Genomic DNA, 17722 nt, shown 5'->3' with positions numbered 1-17722 from the left:
CGGTCACCGCGCCACCTCCGCGCCGCGCCGGAGCGCGACGTACAGCGCCGCGCAGGTGAGGTCCGCGGTCGTCCCGGGGTTGATCCCCTCGTCGACGAACGCCGTCGCCAGCGCCTCGGCGGCGTCGAGATCGGCCCCGTGGACGGCGTCGGCGTCGACGTCGCTCGGGTCGAGGGGACCCGTGGAACCGCCGTCGTCCGCTCCGCCGAGCAGGGCGGCGGCCCGTGCGCTCGCCTCGCGGGCCGTCTCCGGGTCGTGGCTCGCGGCGACCAGCGTGTCGGGCTCGGCCGCGAGCAGGCCGAGGAAGGCGCGCGCGGCTCGATCGGTCAGCGGCCCCTCGTCGGCGCGGATCCACTCGGCGGCGCGGAACGTCCGCGGGAACCCCTCGACCCACTCCTGTGCGTTGCGGTCGGGAACGCGGTCCGGATCGTCGGGGGCGGCCGAGACCGCCATCACGTCTCGGAGCGTCAGCTCCCGGTCGCGGAGCGCCGGCGCCGCGTCGCTCCCGTGACGCACGTCCAGTTCGGCGGCGTCCGCCGGCGGATCCGCGACCGCGACATCGACGCGCTCGAAGGCGCGGTAGAACGCGACCGCGTCGCCGACGGTGGTCTCGCGGGTCACGCGGTCGACGGCGTCCGGGTCGAGATCCCCCGAGGGCGACACGTCGCCCGCGGGCGAACCCACGACGGTCGCGCGGAGCAGCGGGACGAGCAGCAGCAGACAACCGAACTGGGTGTTCGTTCCCGCGCGGTCGGCCATCCCCGCCACGCCGCGCTCGAAGGCGTCGCCGACGGACCCCTCGTCGCTCGCGGCCAGTTCGAGCCCGTCGCGGGCGCCGACCGCTCCGCCGAGAAAGGACTCGAACCGGAGGTCGTCCAGGTCCCGCCGCCGGTCGACGTTGCCCGGTTTCGGGGTGCCGGCGACTTCGAGCAGGAGCGCGAGAGTCGCGTCGTCGACCGGATCGCGGGCGCGGGAGTCGACGGCCGTCACGGCGACGCCTCCCGTCGGCGCTCAGGCGGCTCGCCGATCGAGAGCTCCCCGTCGCGCCACGCGCGAACCGCCTCGGCGACGCGAGCGAGCTCCGCCGGGTGCTCGGTCGGCCGCCCGACGCTGACGGCGTCGGCGCCGTGCGCGGCGTACTCGGCGACCGTCCGCCGGCCCCGGACGCCGTTGTTGGCGATCACGGTGAGGTCGGCGCGGGCTCCCTCATCCGCGATCAGTTCGCCGACGACGGCCTCCGAGTCCATCGCGTCGACGTGGAGCCACTCCGCCCCCGCGTCGGCGACCGCGTCGGCGACGGCGACGAGGTCGACGTCGGGGACCTCGGCGCGGACCTTCACGCTCGTCGTCGCACCGGTCCCGGCCGCGGCGGCGACGTAGTCGGCCAGCCGGTCGCGGTCGGAGAGCAGGGACTCGCCGCAGCCGACCGCGCGGAGTTCCGGCTGTCGGCAGTGAGCGTTGACCTCGCAGACGGCGCCGTGCTCGGCGCAGACCGCCGCCGCCTCGCGCACCGGGTCGACGGTCGCGCTCCGGACGTTGACTCCGGGACGGACCGGCGCGCCGGCGAGTGCGGCGAGCTGTCGGTCGATCCACGCGAGCGGGTCGTCAGGGAGGAACTCCGAGCGCCCGCGCGCGACGAGATCGCGGGCCGCGGCCCGGCTCGCAGGGTCGAGCGCGATCCCGCCCAGCACCGCCGCGTCGACGTGCGAGGCGGCGGCGCGCGCCCAGTCGGCGTCGGCCGCGCCGCTGAGGCTGGCGGCGACGAGGGAGGGGGACTCGCCATCGTCGGTTGCCGTCACTCCGCCACCTCCGCGTCGGTCGCCGCCGCGTCCGACACCGCTGTCAGCGCGCGCTCGCAGGCTCGGGCGACGCGCTCGGCGTCGTCGGCGTCGTCGATCCGGGTGTCGGTGCGCTCGACGTGGCGCTCGGAGAGCTCGGTCGGATCGTCCGTATCGAGGACGAACGCGTCCGCAAACGGGTACGCGGCGGCGACGCCCGCGGTCGAGGGGTCGCGGCCGACGCCGGCCATCAGGTCGGCCGCCGGGCCGGAGAAGGCCTCGTCGCCGACGAACGGCGAGACCGCGACGACCGGCGTCGCCGACAGCGCCGCCTCGAACTCGGGGAGCGCGAGCATCGGGCCGAGGCTCGTCACGGGATTTGAGGGGCCGATAACGACCGGGTCGGCGAGGGCGTCCAGCACGGCGTCGGTCGGCTCGGCGTCGTCCGCACCGCGGAACTCCACGTCGTCGACCGGCGGCTCGCCGCGGCGCGCGACCCAGTACTCCTGGAAGTGGATCGTCTCGCCGGCCGCGGTGTGTATCAGCGTCGCGACCGGGTCGTCGGACATCGGGAGGAGGTCGACGTCGAGGCCGAAGGCGTCGGCGAGCGCTCGGATCGCCTCGGTGAGCGTGCGGCCCTCGTCGAGCAGGCTCGTGCGCGTGACGTGGACCGCGCGGTCGCGGTCGCCGATCTCCATGAACTCGCCGACGCCGGAGAAGCGCCGCCAGCGGGCGATCTCGCGGCCCGCCGTCTGCGCCTCGGCGTCGAGGTACCGCGGCTGCGTCCCGATCCCGACCTCGTCCGCGAGCCGGCGCAGCTCCGCGTGGGTCTCGGTGGTGTCGTCGGCGATCCCCCACCACGTCTCGCGGTCGAGGACGCCGCCGCCGGCGAACAGCACGGTGTCGACGTCGGGGCAGACGAGGTGGCCGCCGAGCTCGACGTCGTCGCCCGTGTTGGCGACGACCGCGACCTCGGCGGGGTCCCAGACGCGGGTCGCCCCGTCGAGGAGCTTCGGCGTCCCCGTGCCGCCGGCGAGGAACGTGACCATACGCGGGCAAGGCGGCCGGCGGATTTGTATCCTCGCCTCCGCGGGCGACGAGGTGAATTGGGACCGATCCGCGGATTTTATTTATAAATGATCGACGACGCTCAACCGAGTTTCACGGTCGGCGCGCGCCTCCGAGGGGCCGCCGAAGGCGGCCGCGAGGAGCGCGTGCGAGGGAGTCGGACCGGCGCGGCCGCGCCGGTCCGACGAGGCTGGGGAGGCGTGAGGCTGTGCGGTTGCGGTGCGGGGTGGGACTCAAAGGGGCAGCAGCGCTCGGCGAACCCCAGCGACGTAAGCACCGCAGGGAGCGAGTGAAACGAGCGACTGAGGAGCGCAGCGAGCTGTGGGAGCCGAGCGCTGCTGGGGCTTTGGAGATGTTCACCGCGAAGTAGTTTATTTATAAAATATCGCCCGCCCCATCAGCGACTATTTATAAGCGATACTCGTCTGCATCCCGTCCGTGTTGAACGCGCTCCCGGCCCCCTCCTCCCCGAGGACGATCACGCCGGCTCCGGAGCCCGTAATCTCCTCGAACTCCTCGATCGCCCGGTCGGCCGCCGCCTGCGCGCCGATCCCGTCGTCGAGATGCTCCACGGCCCGCCGCGAGAGCGTGACGCGCGCGATGTCCTCGCCGGCCCCCGTCGCGCTCGCGCCGCCGGCCTCGGTGCAGAAGAATCCCGAGCCGACCTGCGGCACGTCGCCGACCCGGCCCGCGAGGGCGAACGACCGGCCACCCGTGGAGGTCGCCGCCGCGAACCGCTCGCCGTCCGAGGCCACGGCACCGACCGTGTCGTGGTCGGGCGCGCGACCCGAATCGCTCTCCCCCTGAGAGCCGTTCTCTAACCCACTGCCGGCCTGATCCGAGCCCGATCCGAACCGCGTCGCGAGCCAGTCGAGGTGCTCGCGCGGGCCGCCCCGCGGCGGGTCCTCGTCCTCGTATCGGGCGCGCGTCTCGTCGGTGAGCAGGTCGACGCCCGTCTCGACATCGAAGTCGGCGGCGAGGTCGACCGCATGCTCGCCCGAAACGAAGACGTGGGGCGTCTCCGAGTGGACGACGCGGGCGACGCTCGCCGCGTGCTTCACGCCCGGCATCGAGCAGGCCGCGCCGATCTCCCGGTCCGAGGTCATCACGCCGGCGTCGGTGCGGACGACGCCGTCGGACTGGACCGCGCCGCCGACGCCGGCGTTGAACCGGGGACTCGACTCGAGGGGCGCGAGCGCCGCCTCGACGGCGTCGAGGGGAGTTCCGGCGTCCGCGCCGCGCTCGGCCGCCGCGTCGAGCGTCTCCTGTCTCGGCGCCGGGTCGTCCGGCGCGCCGCCGGCGCCGCCGTGGACGACGACGCGCATCGAGGGTCGCTGTGACATACGCGAGGGTGCCGCGGCGTCCGCATAAGCGCCCGGGAAGCGGCGGGCGATACCGCCGAGCGGGTGGGGGGCTCTCGCGGTCGGCCGCAGCCGGTCCGCCGCCGCAAGAACTATTCCCGCCGCTCGGGGAGTCGCCACTGTCGTGGACGACCACCGAGGACGCACAGCCGACGCCCCCGCCGAGGACCCCGAACCGCGCACCGACGAGGAGCCCGCGGGGCGGCCCTCGCTCCGCCGCCGCCTCCGAAACGCGGTCGGGGCGCGCGTCGGGATCGACCGCCGCGCCCTGGCGGCGTTCCGGGTCGCGCTCGGGGTCGTGCTCCTCGTCGACCTCGGGCTGCGCGCCCGGAACCTGACGGCCTTTTATACCGACGCTGGGGTGTTCCCGCGCTCGGCGCTCGCCGAGACGTACCCCCTCGCCGCTCGCCTCTCGCTGCACGCGCTCTCGGGGGCGGCGTGGCCCGTCGCGCTGCTGTTCCTCGTCGCCGCGGTCGCCGCCGTCGCGCTCGCGGTCGGCCACCGGACCCGGCTCGCGACCGCGGTCTCGCTGGTCCTGCTCGCGTCGCTGCAGGCGCGAAACCCGTTCGTGCTCAACGCGGGCGACAAGCTGCTCTGGCAGCTGCTCGGGGCCGGGCTGTTCTGTCCGCTCGGCGCGCGGTGGTCGGTCGACGCCGTCCGGCGCCGGGCTTCGCTAGTCGGGACGACCGGCCGCCAAGAGCAGGGAAGCGACCGCTTCGTCGGGCCCGCCTCGGCGCTCCCGTTGGCCGTCGTGGTCGCGGTCTACGTCGCGAACGGGATCGAGAAGCTCCGGGGGACGGCCTGGCCGCGCGGCGAAGCGGTCGAACAGGTGTTCCGGCTCACGTACCTCCACGGGCCGGTCGGCGGACTCCTCCCCGAGGCGCCGGCGCTGTACGCGGCCGCCACCTACGGCTGGCTCGCGCTGCTCGTCGCGTCGCCGCTGCTCGTCGTATCCGCCGGGCGCGTCCGGGCGGCGCTCGCGGGGAGCCTCGTCGCCGCGCACCTCTCGATGACGCTCACGCTCCAGCTCGGCGTCTTCCCGCTGATATCGGCGACCGCCCTCCTCCCCTTTTTCCCGTCGTTCGTCTGGGACCGCGTCGAGGAGGGCGTCGGCTCGGCGAGCGGGCGGCTCCGGCGGGCGGCGGCGTCGGTCCCCGGCGGGCCGCACCTCGCGGACCGGGCAGACCGGACAGACCGGACGGATCGGGCGGACCGGGCGACCCGCGAGCGCGCCGTCGCCCTCGTCGCCGTCGTCCTGCTCGCGTCGGTGCTGGCGTGGAACGGGATGGCCGCCGGGCTCGTCGACGCGCCCGAGCCCGTCGCGGCGACGGCGGACCCGGCCGAGCACGGCTGGGACATGTTCGCGCCCGACCCGAGCTCGACGGACGCGCTCCTGCTCGCGACGGCGACGACCGCCGACGGCGACGCGTTCGACGCGCTGCACGGCGACCCCGTCGCGGCCGACCGGCCGCCGTCGGACGCGCGGGCGTACCCCACCGCCCGCTGGCGGAAGTACCTCACTCTGTTGGCGGACGACGGGGCGCCGAGCCGCGTCGACCCGCTTCTCGCGCACCTCTGCGACCGCTCTGCGGGGGGCGGCGGCGACCCGGTCGCGTCGGTGACCGTCTCGATGGTCGAGGTCGACGTGACCGACGGCGGAGAGGCCCGAGTCAACGAACTCGGAACGCGGGAGTGTCGGCCGGGGTGAGGCTCGGGACGGGGGAGTGTCGACCGAGGTGAGTCGCGGGCGACTGACCACTTATCAGTCCGCCTCCCGAACCGATCGACGTGACGGAGAGCGAGCGATCCCGCCCGCCGACGTCGGTGCTCCTCCCGACGGTGCGCTGGACCGAGGCGTGTTCGGAGGTGGCCGCCCAGCTCGGCGAGGACGACGAGTTGTTGGTGATCTGCGACACCGGCGACGACCCGGTGGCCGAGCGCCGGGACGGTGAGAGCGGCGCCGAGGGGGAGGGCGACGGGGTCCGCGTCGTCCTCGCGGGCGAGCCCGATGGCTGTTCCGGGAAGGCGAACGCGATCGCCGCGGGCATGGCGGCGGCGGAACGCGACCGGATCGTCTGGACCGACGACGACTTCAGGCATCCGCCGGAGTGGCTCGCGACCCTCAACGCCGACTACGAGCGACAGGGGCCGACCACGGAGGTCCCCGTGTTCGTCGGGGCGGACCCGCTCGGGCGGTTCTTCGAGCCGGCGTACGTCATCGGCGGGACGCTCGCGGTCTCCCGGGGCGGGATCGCGTGGGGCGGCGCGGTCGTCTTCGAGCGCGACGACCTCGACGAGGACGCCTTCCTCGCCGACCTCCGCCGCACCGTCAGCGACGACGGGACCCTGGCCGAGCACCTCGACGTGAGCGCCGCCGACCGCACCCGGACCGTCGCCGCGGGCGGGTCGGCGCGGGAGTCGCTGGAGCGGTTCGTCCGGTTCCTGCAGATCACTCGCCGCCACGCGCCGCTGGCGACCGCGTTCAACGTCGCGCTCTCGATCGCCCTCGCGTCGCTGTGCCTGCTCGCGCCGGTCGCGGGAGCGGCGTTCGTCACGGCGCTCTCGGGGGCGACGTACGCGCTGTTCGGGGTCCGGCGGGCGACGTTCCTCCTCGCCGCCCCGTCGGTGATCGTCTCGCCGGTCTTCCTCGCGTACGCACTCGCACGACGGACGTTCGTCTGGGGCGGCCGGCGCTACCGGTGGCGGTCGATGTTCGACGTCGACGTCGAACCGGTCTGAGAGCCGGAACCGGCAAAGCCTGCGAGAGCGGCGCTCACGCCGAAAGCGGCAGGCACTTTAAGCCACCACCAGAATCCACGAACGTTCATGAGCTACGATAAGGTCGACGTCCCCGACGACGGCGAGGCGATCACACTCGCCGACGAGGAGACCGGCGAGCTGAACGTCCCGTCGAACCCCATCATCCCGATCATTCACGGCGACGGGATCGGCACCGACGTCGGACCGGCGGCACAGCAGGTACTCGACGCGGCCGCGGAGGCGACCGGGCGGTCCATCGCGTGGATGCGCGTCTACGCGGGCTCCAGTGCTCGGGAGATGTACGACGAGAACCTCCCCGAGGACACCGTCTCGGCCATCCGCGACCACCGCGTCGCGATCAAGGGGCCGCTGACGACTCCCGTCGGCGCCGGCTTCCGCTCGCTGAACGTCGCGCTCCGGAAGACGCTCGACCTGTACGCGAACGTCCGCCCGACCTACTACATCGACGGCGTCCCGTCGCCCGTCAAGAACCCGGAGGAGATGGACATGGTCACCTTCCGGGAGAACACCGAGGACGTCTACGCCGGCATCGAGTGGGAGGCCGGCACCGACGAGTCCGAGCAGGTACGCGACTTCCTCGAACAGGACATGGACGTCGCCGACGTCATCCACGACGGCCCCGTCGGTATCGGCGTCAAGCCCATCTCCGAGTTCGGCTCGAAGCGCCTCATCCGCGAGGCGGTCGACTACGCGCTCGCGAACGACCGCGACTCGGTCACGCTCGTCCACAAGGGGAACATCATGAAGTTCACCGAGGGCGCGTTCCGCGACTGGGGCTACGAGGTCGCCGAGGAGGAGTACGGCGAGGACGTCATCACCGAGGACCAGCTCTGGGAGGAGCACGACGGCGAGCGCCCCGAGGGCGCCCTCGTCGTCAAGGACCGCATCGCGGACAACATGCTCCAGCAGCTGCTGACCCGCACCGACGAGTACTCCGTCATCGCGACGATGAACCTCAACGGCGACTACATGTCCGACGCCGCCGGCGCGCAGATCGGCGGCCTCGGCATCGCGCCCGGCATCAACCGCGGCCACGGTCGCTGTCTCGCCGAGCCCGTCCACGGCTCCGCGCCGAAGTACGCCGGCGAGGACAAGGTGAACCCCACCGCGATGATCCTCTCCGGCCGCGAGATGCTCGACTACCTCGGCTGGTCCGACGCCGCCGACCTCGTGCGCGAGGCCGTCGAGGAGACCATCTCCTCCGGCAAGGTCACCTACGACCTGCACCGCCAGATCGAGGGCGGCGAGAAGCTTGCGACGAGCGAGTTCGCCGACGCCGTCGTCGAGAACATCGAAAAGCTCGCCTAGGCGAGCTTTTCGAGCGCCCGAAAATCTTCGATTTCCGGGAACATCGAGAAGCTGTCGTAGACAGCTTCTCTGGCCTCCGGCTGACGCCGGAGACATCGAAAAGCTCGCGTAAGCGTCGTTCTCGGCTTCGACTCCTCTTTTATTGCGCTCTCCTCCGACACCGAGCGACAGCGCCGGGAAGAGTAGCGCCGAGCGAGCTACCGCCCGGACTCGTAGAACTCCTCGCGGTAGACGCGCCCGAACGCGTTCCGGCGGAGGGTACTCGCGGCCGCGTCGGGCTCGTCCTGGAACGTCGCCGCGACCACGGTGTCGGCGAAGGGGATCGGGTGCCAGACGAGGTTGTCGACGTTGTCGGAGCCGATCCGGACGACGTCGTCCGCGTCGAACTCGCTGTCGGCGAGCCACGCGTCGAACTCGCTCTCGTCGCCGACGTGAACTGCGAGCAGCTCGGCGAAGGTGGCGTCGCGGGCGGTCCGGATCACCTCCGGGGTGACCCGGTCGTCGTACTCGTCGGCGCCGAACTCCATCGCCTTCGTCGCCTCGCGGACGACGACCTGCGCGACCGGGCCGACCTCCTCGTAGCGTTCGAGCGCGTCGGCGCGGGTCTCGGGAGCGAACGTCCCTCTGGTGTGCATACGTCGCGTTCGGCGCCGACTGAAAAGGGCGTTCCGTTACGCGGACGGGTCGGCGGCGTCGTCGGCGTCGTCGGCAGCGTTGCCGGCGGCGTCCCCCGCATCGTCGCTCTCGCTGTCCTCGTCCTCCTCGAACATCTTCCGCGTCAGCTCTCGGGCCTCGCGCAGCGCGGCCTCGGTCTCCGGGTCGGTCGCGCCCGACTCGTCGACGCCGCCTCGCGCCCCGGGAACGTCGGGAGCGCCGTGACTGTGTCCCGCGTGGTCGTGGTCGCCGAGGTCGACGTCGGGGCGCCCGCGGTCGACGGTGTCCTCGAACACCTCGTGGTACTCGGCGTCGTCGGCGTGCGGGGTCACCTCGGCCGCGAGGCCGTCGGGGTCGCGGTCGCTCCAGTCGGGGACGCGCTCGTCGAGCCACGCCTCGTGGTCGTCGCCGTGGAGCATCGCCGTGAACGCGAGGTGGTGCGCGAGGTGTTCGCCGTCGCGCTGCGGGGTCTCGCAGACGGGGCACGCGTATCCCATTATGTGCCCGGATTCGCGCGTGAGGCGTAAATCGGCGTCGGACGAATACGGAGCTGACGACGTTTGTTTATAAACGGATGACTGCGGGCCGGTGGTGAACACCTCCAAAGCCCCGGCCGCGAGGACTCGGTGCGGTCGCTGCGGTCCTCAGTCGCTCGCGGTGCTCGCTCCCTGCGGTCCGTGCTTCCCGCGCCTTCGTCCTCGCGGCCGCCCCTTTGAGTCCCATCCCCACAGCGACCGCACCTCACACCTCCCCAGCCTCGTCGGCCACTCTTCGCTTCGCTCCGAGTGGCCGACTCCCTCGCGCGTGCTGTCGCCGGCGCGTAGCGCCGGCTTCCAGAGGGACCTGCGGTCCCTCGCGGCTCGGCCGCGAGGCGGCCTCGCAGGCACGCGCCACCGCACCGCACGCTGATTTATAAGTGGTCGTCGCCGTCGCGCTCGGGTGTCCGTCTCGGGTCGTCGCGCTCGGACGTTCCGCGAGAACTCCCTGCCGCCACTATAACAGCAACTTTATCACTCGCACGGAGCGAATTTCCGGTAAGACTGCTCCGTTAGGAGGTCCAACAGTGACTGAAGCCAACACACAACCGGAGGTGAACATCGGTCTCGTCGGTCACGTCGACCACGGGAAGACGACGCTCGTGCAGGCGTTGTCCGGCTCGTGGACCGACCAGCACAGCGAGGAAATGAAACGCGGCATCTCGATCCGGCTGGGGTACGCGGACGCGACGTTCCGGCGCTGTCCGGGCGTCGACGCGCCCGAGTGTTACACCGTCGACGAGGAGTGCGAGGACGGCTCCGAGAGCGAGCCGCTCCGGACGGTCTCGTTCGTCGACGCCCCGGGCCACGAGACGCTGATGGCGACGATGCTCTCGGGCGCCTCGATCATGGACGGCGCCGTGCTGGTCGTGAGCGCGACCGAGGACGTCCCGCAGGCGCAGACGGAGGAGCACCTGATGGCGCTCGACCTGATCGGGATCGAGAACGTCGTCATCGCGCAGAACAAGGTCGACCTCGTCGACCGGGACCGCGCGGTCGACAACTATCAACAGATCCAGGAGTTCGTCGAGGGCACCGTGGCGGAGGACGCGCCGATCGTCCCCGTGTCGGCCCAGCAGGAGGTCAACCTCGACCTGCTCATCGACGCGATCGAGACGGAGATCCCGACTCCCGACCGCGACCCCGGCGAGAACGCACGGATGTACGCGGCGCGCTCGTTCGACATCAACCGGCCGGGCGCGACCGCCGCGGACCTCAAGGGCGGCGTCGTCGGCGGCTCGCTCGTCAGCGGCGAGCTCTCCGTCGGCGACGGGCTGGAGATCCGCCCCGGCCGCGAGGTCGACGAGGAGGGCCAGACGGAGTGGCGGCCCCTCGAGACGACCGTCCGCTCGCTGCAGGCCGGCAACAACGACGTCGAGAGCGCCCGACCGGGGGGCCTCCTCGGCGTCGGGACGGGGCTCGACCCGAGCCTGACGAAGGGCGACGCGCTCGCCGGCCAGGTCGCCGGCGAGCCGGGCACGCTCCCGCCGACCCGCAACGAGTTCGAGATGCAGGTCGACCTCCTCGACCGCGTCGTCGGCAAGGAGGACGACGAGAGCGGCGAGAGCGACATCGAGGAGATCAGCACGGGCGAGCCGCTGATGCTCACGGTCGGCACCGCGACGACGGTCGGCGCGGTGACGAGCGCGCGCGACGGCGAGTGCGAGGTGAGCCTCAAGCGGCCCGTCTGCGCCGAGGAGGGCGCGCAGATCGCGATCAACCGGCGCGTCGGCGCGCGCTGGCGGCTCATCGGCGTCGGGACGCTCTCGTAACGTGACCGACTCGACCCGCGCGGGCGACGCCCCGACCGAGGCCCTCGCGGGCGACACTCCCGACGGCGCCCCGGTCGTCGCGCTCGACGCGAGCGCGCTGATGGCGCCGGTCGAGGCGAACCTGCGGCTGTTCGAGGAGCTCGACCGACTTCTCGGCGCGTACGAGGCGGTCGTTCCCACCGCGGTCACGTCGGAGTTAGACCGGCTGCAGGGCGGGAACGGCGAGGAGGCGACCGCGGCGAGCGTGGGCGCGGACCTCGCGGCGCGGGCGGAGGCGGTGGAAACGACGGAATCGTACGCCGACGACGCGCTGGTCGAGCTGGTCACCGAGGGCCGGGTCGACGGCGTCGTCACGAACGATCGACCGCTGGCGAACCGGGTGCTGGAGGCGGGCGCACCAGTAATCGGTTTAAGGGGTCGGAACACACTGGCGATAACGGAACCCTAGCGGACGCGGACAACCAAGAACATGTACAAACGAGTTCGACTCAAGGATACGGTCGAGGTGCCGCCGAAACACCTGGCGGACGTCACCGACGAGCGGGTGAAAGCCCTGCTTCAGGACAAACTGGAAGGACGAATGGACGAGGACGTCGGCAGCGTCGTGAGCGTCATCGAGGTCCACGACATCGGCGACGGCGCGGTGTTACACAACCGCCCCGGCGTCTACTACGAGGCCGAGTTCGACGCGCTGACGTACGACCCCGACATGCAGGAGGTCGCCGACGGGACGGTCGTCGAGACCGTCGAGTTCGGCGCCTTCGTCGGGATCGGCCCGGTGGACGGACTCCTCCACGTCTCCCAGATCACGGACGAGTACCTCACGTTCGACGGGGCGAACCAGCAGCTCGCCTCCTCGGACTCCGACAAGACCCTCGGCGTGGACGACGCCGTCCGGGTCCGCGTCGTGACGAAGAGCATCGACGAGCGCAACCCCCGCGACTCGAAGATCGGGCTCACGGCGAAGCAGCCGGGGCTCGGCAAACACGAGTGGCTGGAGGGGAAGCGGCTCCACCGCGAGCAGACCAGTGAGGAGGCCGACTGATGGCAGAGGACCGCCTCGCCTGCCGTGAGTGCCACCACGTCAACGACCCCGACTCGCAGACCTGCGAGCACTGCGGGTCGTCGTCGCTGACGGAGGACTGGGCGGGCTACGTCATCATCACGAAGCCCGAGGAGAGCCAGATCGCCGAGGAGATGAACGTCACGAAGGCCGGGTCGTACGCGCTGAAGGTCCGATAGCGACGTCGACGCCGCTCACAGTCCGACACCCCATTCATGCTCACGCTTCCGAACTCCATGCGCGACGCGTTCAAGGAGCCGCTCGGCCCGGTGACGACGGACGCCGACGAGCTGCTCGCGGCCGCGGCGGAGACCCGCGGCGAGCGGGCCGCGCCCGAGGCCCCGATCATCGCGGTGGGCGACGTGGTCACGTACCACCTGCGGGAGGCGGGCCGCGTCCCCGACGTCGCGCTGATCGACGGCAAGACCGAGCGCGAGGCGGTCGACGCGCGGATCGAGTCCGGACTCGCGGCCGCGGACGACCGCCGAATCCCCGTGGAGAACCCCGCGGCGTCGCTGTCAGCGGAACTCCTCGAGGCGCTCGCCGAGGCGCTCGACGACGCTGACCCGGTCATCATCGAGGTGACGGGCGAGGAGGACCTAGCCGCACTGCCGGCGATCCTCGCCGCGCCCGACGGCGCGAGCGTCGTCTACGGCCAGCCCGGAGAGGGGATGGTCCGTGTCGCGGTCACGCCGGAGTCCCGCGCGGAGGCGCGGGAGTTGTTCGAGGCGCTCGACGGCGATGTCGAGGCGGCCTACGAGGCGCTCGGTCGACTCCCCGAGGACCGCCGGTGACCGGCGACCGGGCGCGCCGAGCCCGGCCGAGCCGCTTCTGAGCCGACTCACGGCGAGCCGACGTACAGGCTCGACGCGAGGGCACCGAGGCCGACGACGAGCCCGGCGAGAGACGCGAGCCGCGGCGTGGCCGGGAAGACCTCGTAGGGGAGGTACGGCTGGACCCCGAACTCGTTCAGTCGCCGGACCGCATCGATCCCCCAGTGGCCGCTCACGAGGAGCGCGGCGCCCGAGACGACGCCAAGCGACCCGGTGATAAACCCGAACGCCGAGGCCGCGTCCTCGGCGGCGATCAGGGTCCAGACGCTCGACTCCGGCGGATCCGGACGGCGGTCGAGGGACACCCCGACGGCGGTGAGCCCGGCGACCGCGGCCGCCAGAGCGACGGTACCGACGAGGACGGCCGCGGCGGCTCCGAGTCGAGTCGTCATCGGGTCTCCCGCGAAGTACGTCTCTCGGACGGCTGCCGGGAGCGTCGCCACGATCGGTCCAACAAGCGCTGCCAGCAGCGCGAGGAGACCGCACAGGTGCAGCTTCCGCCGGAGGGACAGCGGGACGATGACGTGTTTCGATCGCATCAGGTCGTATCGGGTCCGCTCCGCGGGCTCGACGAACGGGTCCGTGTCACCGGGCATCCGATCGGCGGTTGGTCCCGCCCGGACTAAATCGTGTCTCCGATGAGGTGCCGGGAGCGACGGAACTGAGATCGCGGCCGTGAGGGGGGCAATTCCGGCCGCACCCCCGCTTCGAAATCCTTTTACAGCTTTCGAGGGGATATACGCGTAACTGAACCATGGACGTCGATATCATCTCCGAGGAGGAGAACCCGATGTTGCACCGCACGGACATTCGATTCGAGACGACGCACGAGGAGGCGACGCCCTCCCGCCTGTCGGTCCGCGACTCGCTCGCGGCCAAGCTCGACAAGGCCTCCGAGGAGGTCGTCGTCCACGAGCTGGACACGAAGTTCGGCATGCGCAAGACGGTCGGCTACGCGAAGGTGTACGACACCGCCGAGGACGCGCTCGACGTCGAACAGGAGTACATGCTCGAACGCAACAAGATCGGCGACGAAGCCGACGCGGACGCCGAAGAGGCCTGACGCCGCGCCGGATGCGCGTTCTCGGCATCGAGGGGACCGCGTGGTGCGCGAGCGCCGCGCTGTACGACGCCGAGGCCGACTCCGTTTTCATCGAATCTGACCCGTACGAGCCGGACAGCGGCGGCATTCACCCGCGCGAGGCCGCCGAACACATGTCCGAGGCGATCCCCGAGGTCGTCGACGCGGTCCTGACCGCCGCCGAGGCCGAACACGGCCCGGACGCGATCGACGCCGTCGCCTTCTCGAAGGGACCGGGGCTCGGCCCCTGTCTCCGGACCGTCGGCACGGCCGCGCGGGCGCTCGCGGGGACGCTCGACGTCCCCCTCGTCGGCGTCAATCACATGGTGGCGCACCTGGAGATCGGTCGCCACCGGTCAGGGTTCGAGAATCCGGTGTGTCTGAACGCCTCCGGCGCGAACGCGCACCTGCTCGGCTACCACGACGGTCGCTACCGCGTGCTCGGCGAGACGATGGACGCGGGCGTCGGCAACGCGATCGACAAGTTCACGCGCCACATCGGGTGGGACCACCCCGGCGGGCCCAAAGTGGAGGCCGCGGCCGCGGAGGCGGCCGCCGAGCGCGACCCCGACGCCGATCTGGTCGACCTGCCGTACGTCGTCAAGGGGATGGACTTCTCCTTCTCCGGCATTAGCTCCGCCGCCAACGACGCGTACGACGACGGGGTCCCGGTCGAGGAGATCTGCTTCGCGCTCCAAGAGCACGTGTTCGCGATGCTGACGGAGGTGTCGGAGCGGGCGCTCTCGCTGACCGGCGCGGACGAGCTCGTCCTCGGCGGCGGCGTCGCGCAGAACGACCGGCTCCGCGAGATGCTGGAGACGATGTGCGCGGCCCGCGGCGCCGACTTCCACGCGCCCGAGCCGCGGTTCCTCCGCGACAACGCGGGAATGATCGCCGTGCTGGGCGCGAAGATGGCCGCGGCGGGCGACACGCTGTCGGTCGCCGAGTCGGCGATCGACCCGGACTTCCGGCCGGACCAGGTGCCCGTGACGTGGCGCGACGGCGACGCGTCGGTCGCCCGCGGGCGGGGAGACGACGGGTGGGAGAGAGGGGAGCGGGACGGCGACGGGACCGGCGATCGGCGCGGCGCGGAGGCGACCGTGGAAATCGCGACCGCCGACGCCGGAGGCGCCGTCGGGGACGCCCGCCGCGTGATCAAGCGCCGGGTGCCCAAGCGGTACCGTCACCCCGAGCTGGACCGGGCGCTCCGTCGGGATCGGACCGTCGCCGAGGCGCGGCTGACGAGCGAGGCGCGGCGAGCGGGCGTCCCGACGCCGATGGTGTACGACGTCGACGTGCCGGCGGCGACGCTGACGCTCCAGCACGTCGGCGACCGCGACCTCGCCGCCGCCCTCGGCGAGCGGTGGACCGCCGCCGTCGGCCGCCACCTCGCGCGGCTCCACGGCGCGGGGATCGTCCACGGGGACCCGACGACGCGGAACGTCCGGATAGCGGCGTCGGCCGCGGACGGCTCGACCGCGGGCAGATCGGCCGAGGAAAACGTGGGTGACGACGACGCCCTGACGACGCTCATCGACTTCGGGCTCGCGTATCACACCGGTCACGTCGAGGACCACGCGATGGACCTCCACGTGTTCGAGGGGTCCGTCCGCGCGACGGCGACCGACCCGACCCCGTTGATCGAGGCGTTCGAGGCAGGCTACGCCGAGGTCGGCGATGACGACGTCCTCGACCGGCTGCGGGACGTCGAAGGGCGCGGGCGGTATCGGTAGCCCGGACGGCGCTCTCCGGCCCCGGTCGCCCTGACCGGCGGCTGACGCGGGCGCAGACGCTCGGTCCCGCCACGATTTATATCCCCGGCGGGCGATATGCCTGTATGGCAGACAAACCGTCCTCGGGAGAGATACTCGGGATCCCGTACAACTTCGAGCGGCCGAGCCTCGGCCGCCTGCTGTCGTCGTACTGGCAGCCCGGCAAGGGGATGCTCGTCGAGAAGCCGTTCGGCATCGGCTACACGCTGAACCTCGCCAACTGGCGGTCGTGGGTCGTCCTCGCGGTCGCCGGCGGGCTCTACTACCAGCAGAAACAGTCCGGCGCGGCCGGCGACGCCGGCGACGCCGACGCGGAGGCGGACGACGGCCCCGTCGAAGTGATCGTCGACGACGACTGACCGCGCCGCGACCGCGGCAGCGACGACGCCCGGTTCTCACGATCGATTTCGAGACGCGGCGTTTTAAATACCAAACCCCCGTAATCGGAATAATGAAAGTCCAGTTCGAATGCTCCTGTTCGGAGGAGATCTCCGAGTTCACGCGCGGACAGACGAGCCGCGGCGTTCACGTCGAGTGCGGAAACTGCGGGGCCGTGTACGCGGTGACGATCACCGAGCTCGACTAGTCGGGTCCCCCGCGGCGCCGCTTCGGCGTCCCTCGGCGCTCTCCCTGTCCTCCTCGGTGCTCCTCCCGGTTTGTTCGGTGTCACTGCGGCGCGTTCCGGCGTCGTCTCGACGCTCCGCGGCGTCGGCCGCCCGGTCCCCGGAGTCACCCCGCCGCCTTGCCGACTCCGCCGGAGGCGTCTCAGCTGCCGCGGATTCGAACCGCAGCCGGACCGTCGTTCCGTCGTCGGTCGTCTCGAAGCCGACCGTCCCGCCCTGCGTCTCGCACATCCACTTGACGAGCCAGAGGCCGATACTGCTCGCGTGCGAGAGCGGCGTCTCCCGTTCGGCCCGCAACACCGCTCGCTCGTCTTCGGGGATCCCCGGCCCGTTGTCCCTGACCTCCAAGCGGGTGGTGGTCCCGTTCTCCACGATCCGCGCGTCGACCCGCCGAGTCGCTCCGTCGTTGTGGGTGACCGCGTTCTCGAACACCTCTCGGATCGGGTACTCGACGGAGCGGTCCGCGCGGATCCACGCCTCCGCGGGCGTCTCCATCGTGACCGTCACGTCCGACCCGTCGACCTCCGCGGCCGCCTCTCGGGCCGCCTCGACCAGGTCGATCCGCTCCTCGGGCCGTTCGAGCGACGCCTCCTCGATGACGCGCAGCTTCTCGCTGATCTCGACTACGTCGTCGGTCGTCTCCCGGATCGTCTCTAGGCACTCGCGGCTCCGGTCGTCGTCGACCCGCTCGGCGAGCAGGTCCGCGTACCCGCGGATGACGTTGAGGTCGTTGCGGACGTTGTGCCGGAACACCCGGCTCAGCACCTGCAGCTGCTGGTTCGACGTTTCGAGCTCTCGGCGCGCCGTCTCCGCGCGCCGGCGGTGGTAAGTCAACGCGCCGTGGAAGAACACCGACGAGACGCCGACGACCGCCCAGCCGCTCGCGAGGTGAGTCGGGGCCCACGCGGTCGCGTCGCCGGCGGCGGCGACCGCCACGTCGACCGCCACGACCAACAGCGCCCCCACACAGAGGAAGCCGACCACGAGCGCGCGGGGCGAGCGGCCGTAGAGTCGGTCGATAGAAAATTTCATGTTAACGATCTAAAACCTCAGGGAGTTTTACTCGTAAGTAACGACCGCGCGGGGGGTATT

Annotated in this window: 19 protein-coding genes and 1 pseudogene; 12 read left to right on the top strand and 8 right to left on the bottom strand. The window is 71.8% G+C overall.

What is annotated here, in order from left to right; translation table 11 throughout:
- Positions 1-3 precede the first annotated feature (3 nt).
- The 4 genes from Hrr1229_RS09050 to Hrr1229_RS09035 form a co-directional block, all read right to left on the bottom strand.
- Positions 4-990 carry a triphosphoribosyl-dephospho-CoA synthase gene (locus Hrr1229_RS09050; RefSeq protein WP_123113205.1) on the bottom strand — a complete coding sequence of 329 codons (987 nt, stop codon included), beginning with the start codon at positions 988-990 and terminating at the stop codon, positions 4-6.
- Complete coding sequence (locus Hrr1229_RS09045; RefSeq protein WP_123113206.1) at positions 987-1799, bottom strand: dihydropyrimidine dehydrogenase; 813 nt, start codon at positions 1797-1799, stop codon at positions 987-989. The genes Hrr1229_RS09050 and Hrr1229_RS09045 overlap by 4 nt, the downstream gene beginning before the upstream one ends.
- Positions 1796-2827: a 2-phospho-L-lactate transferase gene (gene cofD / locus Hrr1229_RS09040; RefSeq protein WP_123113207.1), complete on the bottom strand. Its 1032-nt coding sequence runs from the start codon at positions 2825-2827 to the stop codon at positions 1796-1798. The genes Hrr1229_RS09045 and cofD overlap by 4 nt, the downstream gene beginning before the upstream one ends.
- Before the next feature lie 423 nt (positions 2828-3250).
- A complete protein-coding gene (locus Hrr1229_RS09035) occupies positions 3251-4171 on the bottom strand; it encodes an isoaspartyl peptidase/L-asparaginase (RefSeq protein ID WP_123114876.1) in 921 nt (306 codons plus the stop codon).
- Between the two features lie 160 nt (positions 4172-4331).
- Between Hrr1229_RS09035 and Hrr1229_RS09030 the strand changes: the two genes are divergently transcribed.
- The 3 genes from Hrr1229_RS09030 to icd all read left to right on the top strand — a co-directional run bounded on the left by Hrr1229_RS09030 (position 4332) and on the right by icd (position 8296).
- A complete protein-coding gene (locus tag Hrr1229_RS09030; RefSeq protein WP_123113208.1) occupies positions 4332-5915 on the top strand; it encodes an HTTM domain-containing protein in 1584 nt (527 codons plus the stop codon).
- 80 nt (positions 5916-5995) lie between these two features.
- Positions 5996-6946: a glycosyltransferase gene (locus Hrr1229_RS09025; RefSeq protein ID WP_123113209.1), complete on the top strand. Its 951-nt coding sequence runs from the start codon at positions 5996-5998 to the stop codon at positions 6944-6946.
- A gap of 87 nt (positions 6947-7033) precedes the next feature.
- Positions 7034-8296 carry an isocitrate dehydrogenase (NADP(+)) gene (icd, locus tag Hrr1229_RS09020; protein WP_123113210.1) on the top strand — a complete coding sequence of 421 codons (1263 nt, stop codon included), beginning with the start codon at positions 7034-7036 and terminating at the stop codon, positions 8294-8296.
- A gap of 197 nt (positions 8297-8493) precedes the next feature.
- Here icd and Hrr1229_RS09015 read toward each other — a convergent pair whose 3' ends face one another.
- Both Hrr1229_RS09015 and Hrr1229_RS09010 read right to left on the bottom strand, forming a co-directional pair.
- Positions 8494-8931 (bottom strand): DUF5809 family protein, encoded by a 438-nt coding sequence (locus Hrr1229_RS09015; protein WP_123113211.1) that lies wholly within the window; start codon positions 8929-8931, stop codon positions 8494-8496.
- Positions 8932-8967: 36 nt separating this feature from the next.
- Positions 8968-9447, bottom strand: coding sequence for a DUF5810 domain-containing protein (locus tag Hrr1229_RS09010; RefSeq protein WP_123113212.1), 480 nt, complete (start codon positions 9445-9447; stop codon positions 8968-8970).
- A gap of 566 nt (positions 9448-10013) precedes the next feature.
- Here Hrr1229_RS09010 and Hrr1229_RS09005 point away from each other — a divergent pair.
- The 5 genes from Hrr1229_RS09005 (at position 10014) to Hrr1229_RS08985 (ending at position 13115) form a co-directional block, all read left to right on the top strand.
- Positions 10014-11258 (top strand): translation initiation factor IF-2 subunit gamma, encoded by a 1245-nt coding sequence (locus tag Hrr1229_RS09005; RefSeq protein WP_123113213.1) that lies wholly within the window; start codon positions 10014-10016, stop codon positions 11256-11258.
- Positions 11259-11358: 100 nt separating this feature from the next.
- On the top strand, positions 11359-11706 hold the full coding sequence (locus Hrr1229_RS09000; RefSeq protein WP_321169506.1) for a DUF188 domain-containing protein: 348 nt from the start codon (positions 11359-11361) through the stop codon (positions 11704-11706).
- Between the two features lie 21 nt (positions 11707-11727).
- Complete coding sequence (locus Hrr1229_RS08995; RefSeq protein ID WP_123113215.1) at positions 11728-12303, top strand: DNA-directed RNA polymerase; 576 nt, start codon at positions 11728-11730, stop codon at positions 12301-12303.
- The gene (spt4, locus tag Hrr1229_RS08990) at positions 12303-12500 is read left to right on the top strand and encodes a transcription elongation factor subunit Spt4 (RefSeq protein WP_008001262.1); all 198 of its coding nucleotides are present in this window, start codon (positions 12303-12305) and stop codon (positions 12498-12500) included. Before Hrr1229_RS08995 ends, spt4 begins: the two co-directional genes overlap by 1 nt.
- Positions 12501-12536: 36 nt before the next feature.
- Positions 12537-13115: a DUF359 domain-containing protein gene (locus tag Hrr1229_RS08985; RefSeq protein WP_123113216.1), complete on the top strand. Its 579-nt coding sequence runs from the start codon at positions 12537-12539 to the stop codon at positions 13113-13115.
- A 47-nt stretch (positions 13116-13162) separates the two neighbouring features.
- On the opposite strand, the gene Hrr1229_RS08980 is transcribed toward Hrr1229_RS08985, so the two are convergent.
- Positions 13163-13750, bottom strand: coding sequence for a hypothetical protein (locus Hrr1229_RS08980; RefSeq protein ID WP_123113217.1), 588 nt, complete (start codon positions 13748-13750; stop codon positions 13163-13165).
- Between the two features lie 158 nt (positions 13751-13908).
- Between Hrr1229_RS08980 and Hrr1229_RS08975 the strand changes: the two genes are divergently transcribed.
- The 4 genes from Hrr1229_RS08975 (at position 13909) to Hrr1229_RS18170 (ending at position 16593) form a co-directional block, all read left to right on the top strand.
- Positions 13909-14217, top strand: coding sequence for a 30S ribosomal protein S24e (locus Hrr1229_RS08975; protein WP_123113218.1), 309 nt, complete (start codon positions 13909-13911; stop codon positions 14215-14217).
- Between the two features lie 11 nt (positions 14218-14228).
- On the top strand, positions 14229-15968 hold the full coding sequence (locus Hrr1229_RS08970; RefSeq protein ID WP_123113219.1) for a bifunctional N(6)-L-threonylcarbamoyladenine synthase/serine/threonine protein kinase: 1740 nt from the start codon (positions 14229-14231) through the stop codon (positions 15966-15968).
- 104 nt (positions 15969-16072) lie between these two features.
- The gene (locus Hrr1229_RS08965) at positions 16073-16366 is read left to right on the top strand and encodes a DUF5808 domain-containing protein (protein ID WP_123113220.1); all 294 of its coding nucleotides are present in this window, start codon (positions 16073-16075) and stop codon (positions 16364-16366) included.
- A 92-nt stretch (positions 16367-16458) separates the two neighbouring features.
- Complete coding sequence (locus Hrr1229_RS18170) at positions 16459-16593, top strand: hypothetical protein (protein ID WP_004047153.1); 135 nt, start codon at positions 16459-16461, stop codon at positions 16591-16593.
- 154 nt (positions 16594-16747) lie between these two features.
- Here the strand turns inward: Hrr1229_RS18170 and Hrr1229_RS08960 are convergent.
- A pseudogene (locus Hrr1229_RS08960) lies at positions 16748-17662 on the bottom strand (HAMP domain-containing sensor histidine kinase); the annotation flags it as partial.
- Positions 17663-17722 lie beyond the last annotated feature (60 nt).

Origin of the sequence: Halorubrum sp. CBA1229 (assembly GCF_003721435.2) — an archaeon.
Lineage (GTDB): Archaea > Halobacteriota > Halobacteria > Halobacteriales > Haloferacaceae > Halorubrum.
This window is presented reverse-complemented; position numbering and strand designations above follow the sequence as displayed.

What these genes read in the sequence shown, in the direction of transcription:
- cofD (WP_123113207.1), bottom strand. Translation starts at nt 2,827, where the DNA reads ATGGTCACGTTCCTCGCCGGCGGCACGGGGACGCCGAAGCTCCTCGAC.
- Hrr1229_RS09035 (WP_123114876.1), bottom strand. Translation starts at nt 4,171, where the DNA reads ATGCGCGTCGTCGTCCACGGCGGCGCCGGCGGCGCGCCGGACGACCCG.
- icd (WP_123113210.1), top strand. Translation starts at nt 7,034, where the DNA reads ATGAGCTACGATAAGGTCGACGTCCCCGACGACGGCGAGGCGATCACA.
- Hrr1229_RS09015 (WP_123113211.1), bottom strand. Translation starts at nt 8,931, where the DNA reads ATGCACACCAGAGGGACGTTCGCTCCCGAGACCCGCGCCGACGCGCTC.
- Hrr1229_RS09010 (WP_123113212.1), bottom strand. Translation starts at nt 9,447, where the DNA reads ATGGGATACGCGTGCCCCGTCTGCGAGACCCCGCAGCGCGACGGCGAA.
- Hrr1229_RS09000 (WP_321169506.1), top strand. Translation starts at nt 11,359, where the DNA reads ATGGCGCCGGTCGAGGCGAACCTGCGGCTGTTCGAGGAGCTCGACCGA.
- Hrr1229_RS08995 (WP_123113215.1), top strand. Translation starts at nt 11,728, where the DNA reads ATGTACAAACGAGTTCGACTCAAGGATACGGTCGAGGTGCCGCCGAAA.
- spt4 (WP_008001262.1), top strand. Translation starts at nt 12,303, where the DNA reads ATGGCAGAGGACCGCCTCGCCTGCCGTGAGTGCCACCACGTCAACGAC.
- Hrr1229_RS08985 (WP_123113216.1), top strand. Translation starts at nt 12,537, where the DNA reads ATGCTCACGCTTCCGAACTCCATGCGCGACGCGTTCAAGGAGCCGCTC.
- Hrr1229_RS08980 (WP_123113217.1), bottom strand. Translation starts at nt 13,750, where the DNA reads ATGCCCGGTGACACGGACCCGTTCGTCGAGCCCGCGGAGCGGACCCGA.
- Hrr1229_RS08975 (WP_123113218.1), top strand. Translation starts at nt 13,909, where the DNA reads ATGGACGTCGATATCATCTCCGAGGAGGAGAACCCGATGTTGCACCGC.
- Hrr1229_RS08970 (WP_123113219.1), top strand. Translation starts at nt 14,229, where the DNA reads ATGCGCGTTCTCGGCATCGAGGGGACCGCGTGGTGCGCGAGCGCCGCG.
- Hrr1229_RS08965 (WP_123113220.1), top strand. Translation starts at nt 16,073, where the DNA reads ATGGCAGACAAACCGTCCTCGGGAGAGATACTCGGGATCCCGTACAAC.
- Hrr1229_RS18170 (WP_004047153.1), top strand. Translation starts at nt 16,459, where the DNA reads ATGAAAGTCCAGTTCGAATGCTCCTGTTCGGAGGAGATCTCCGAGTTC.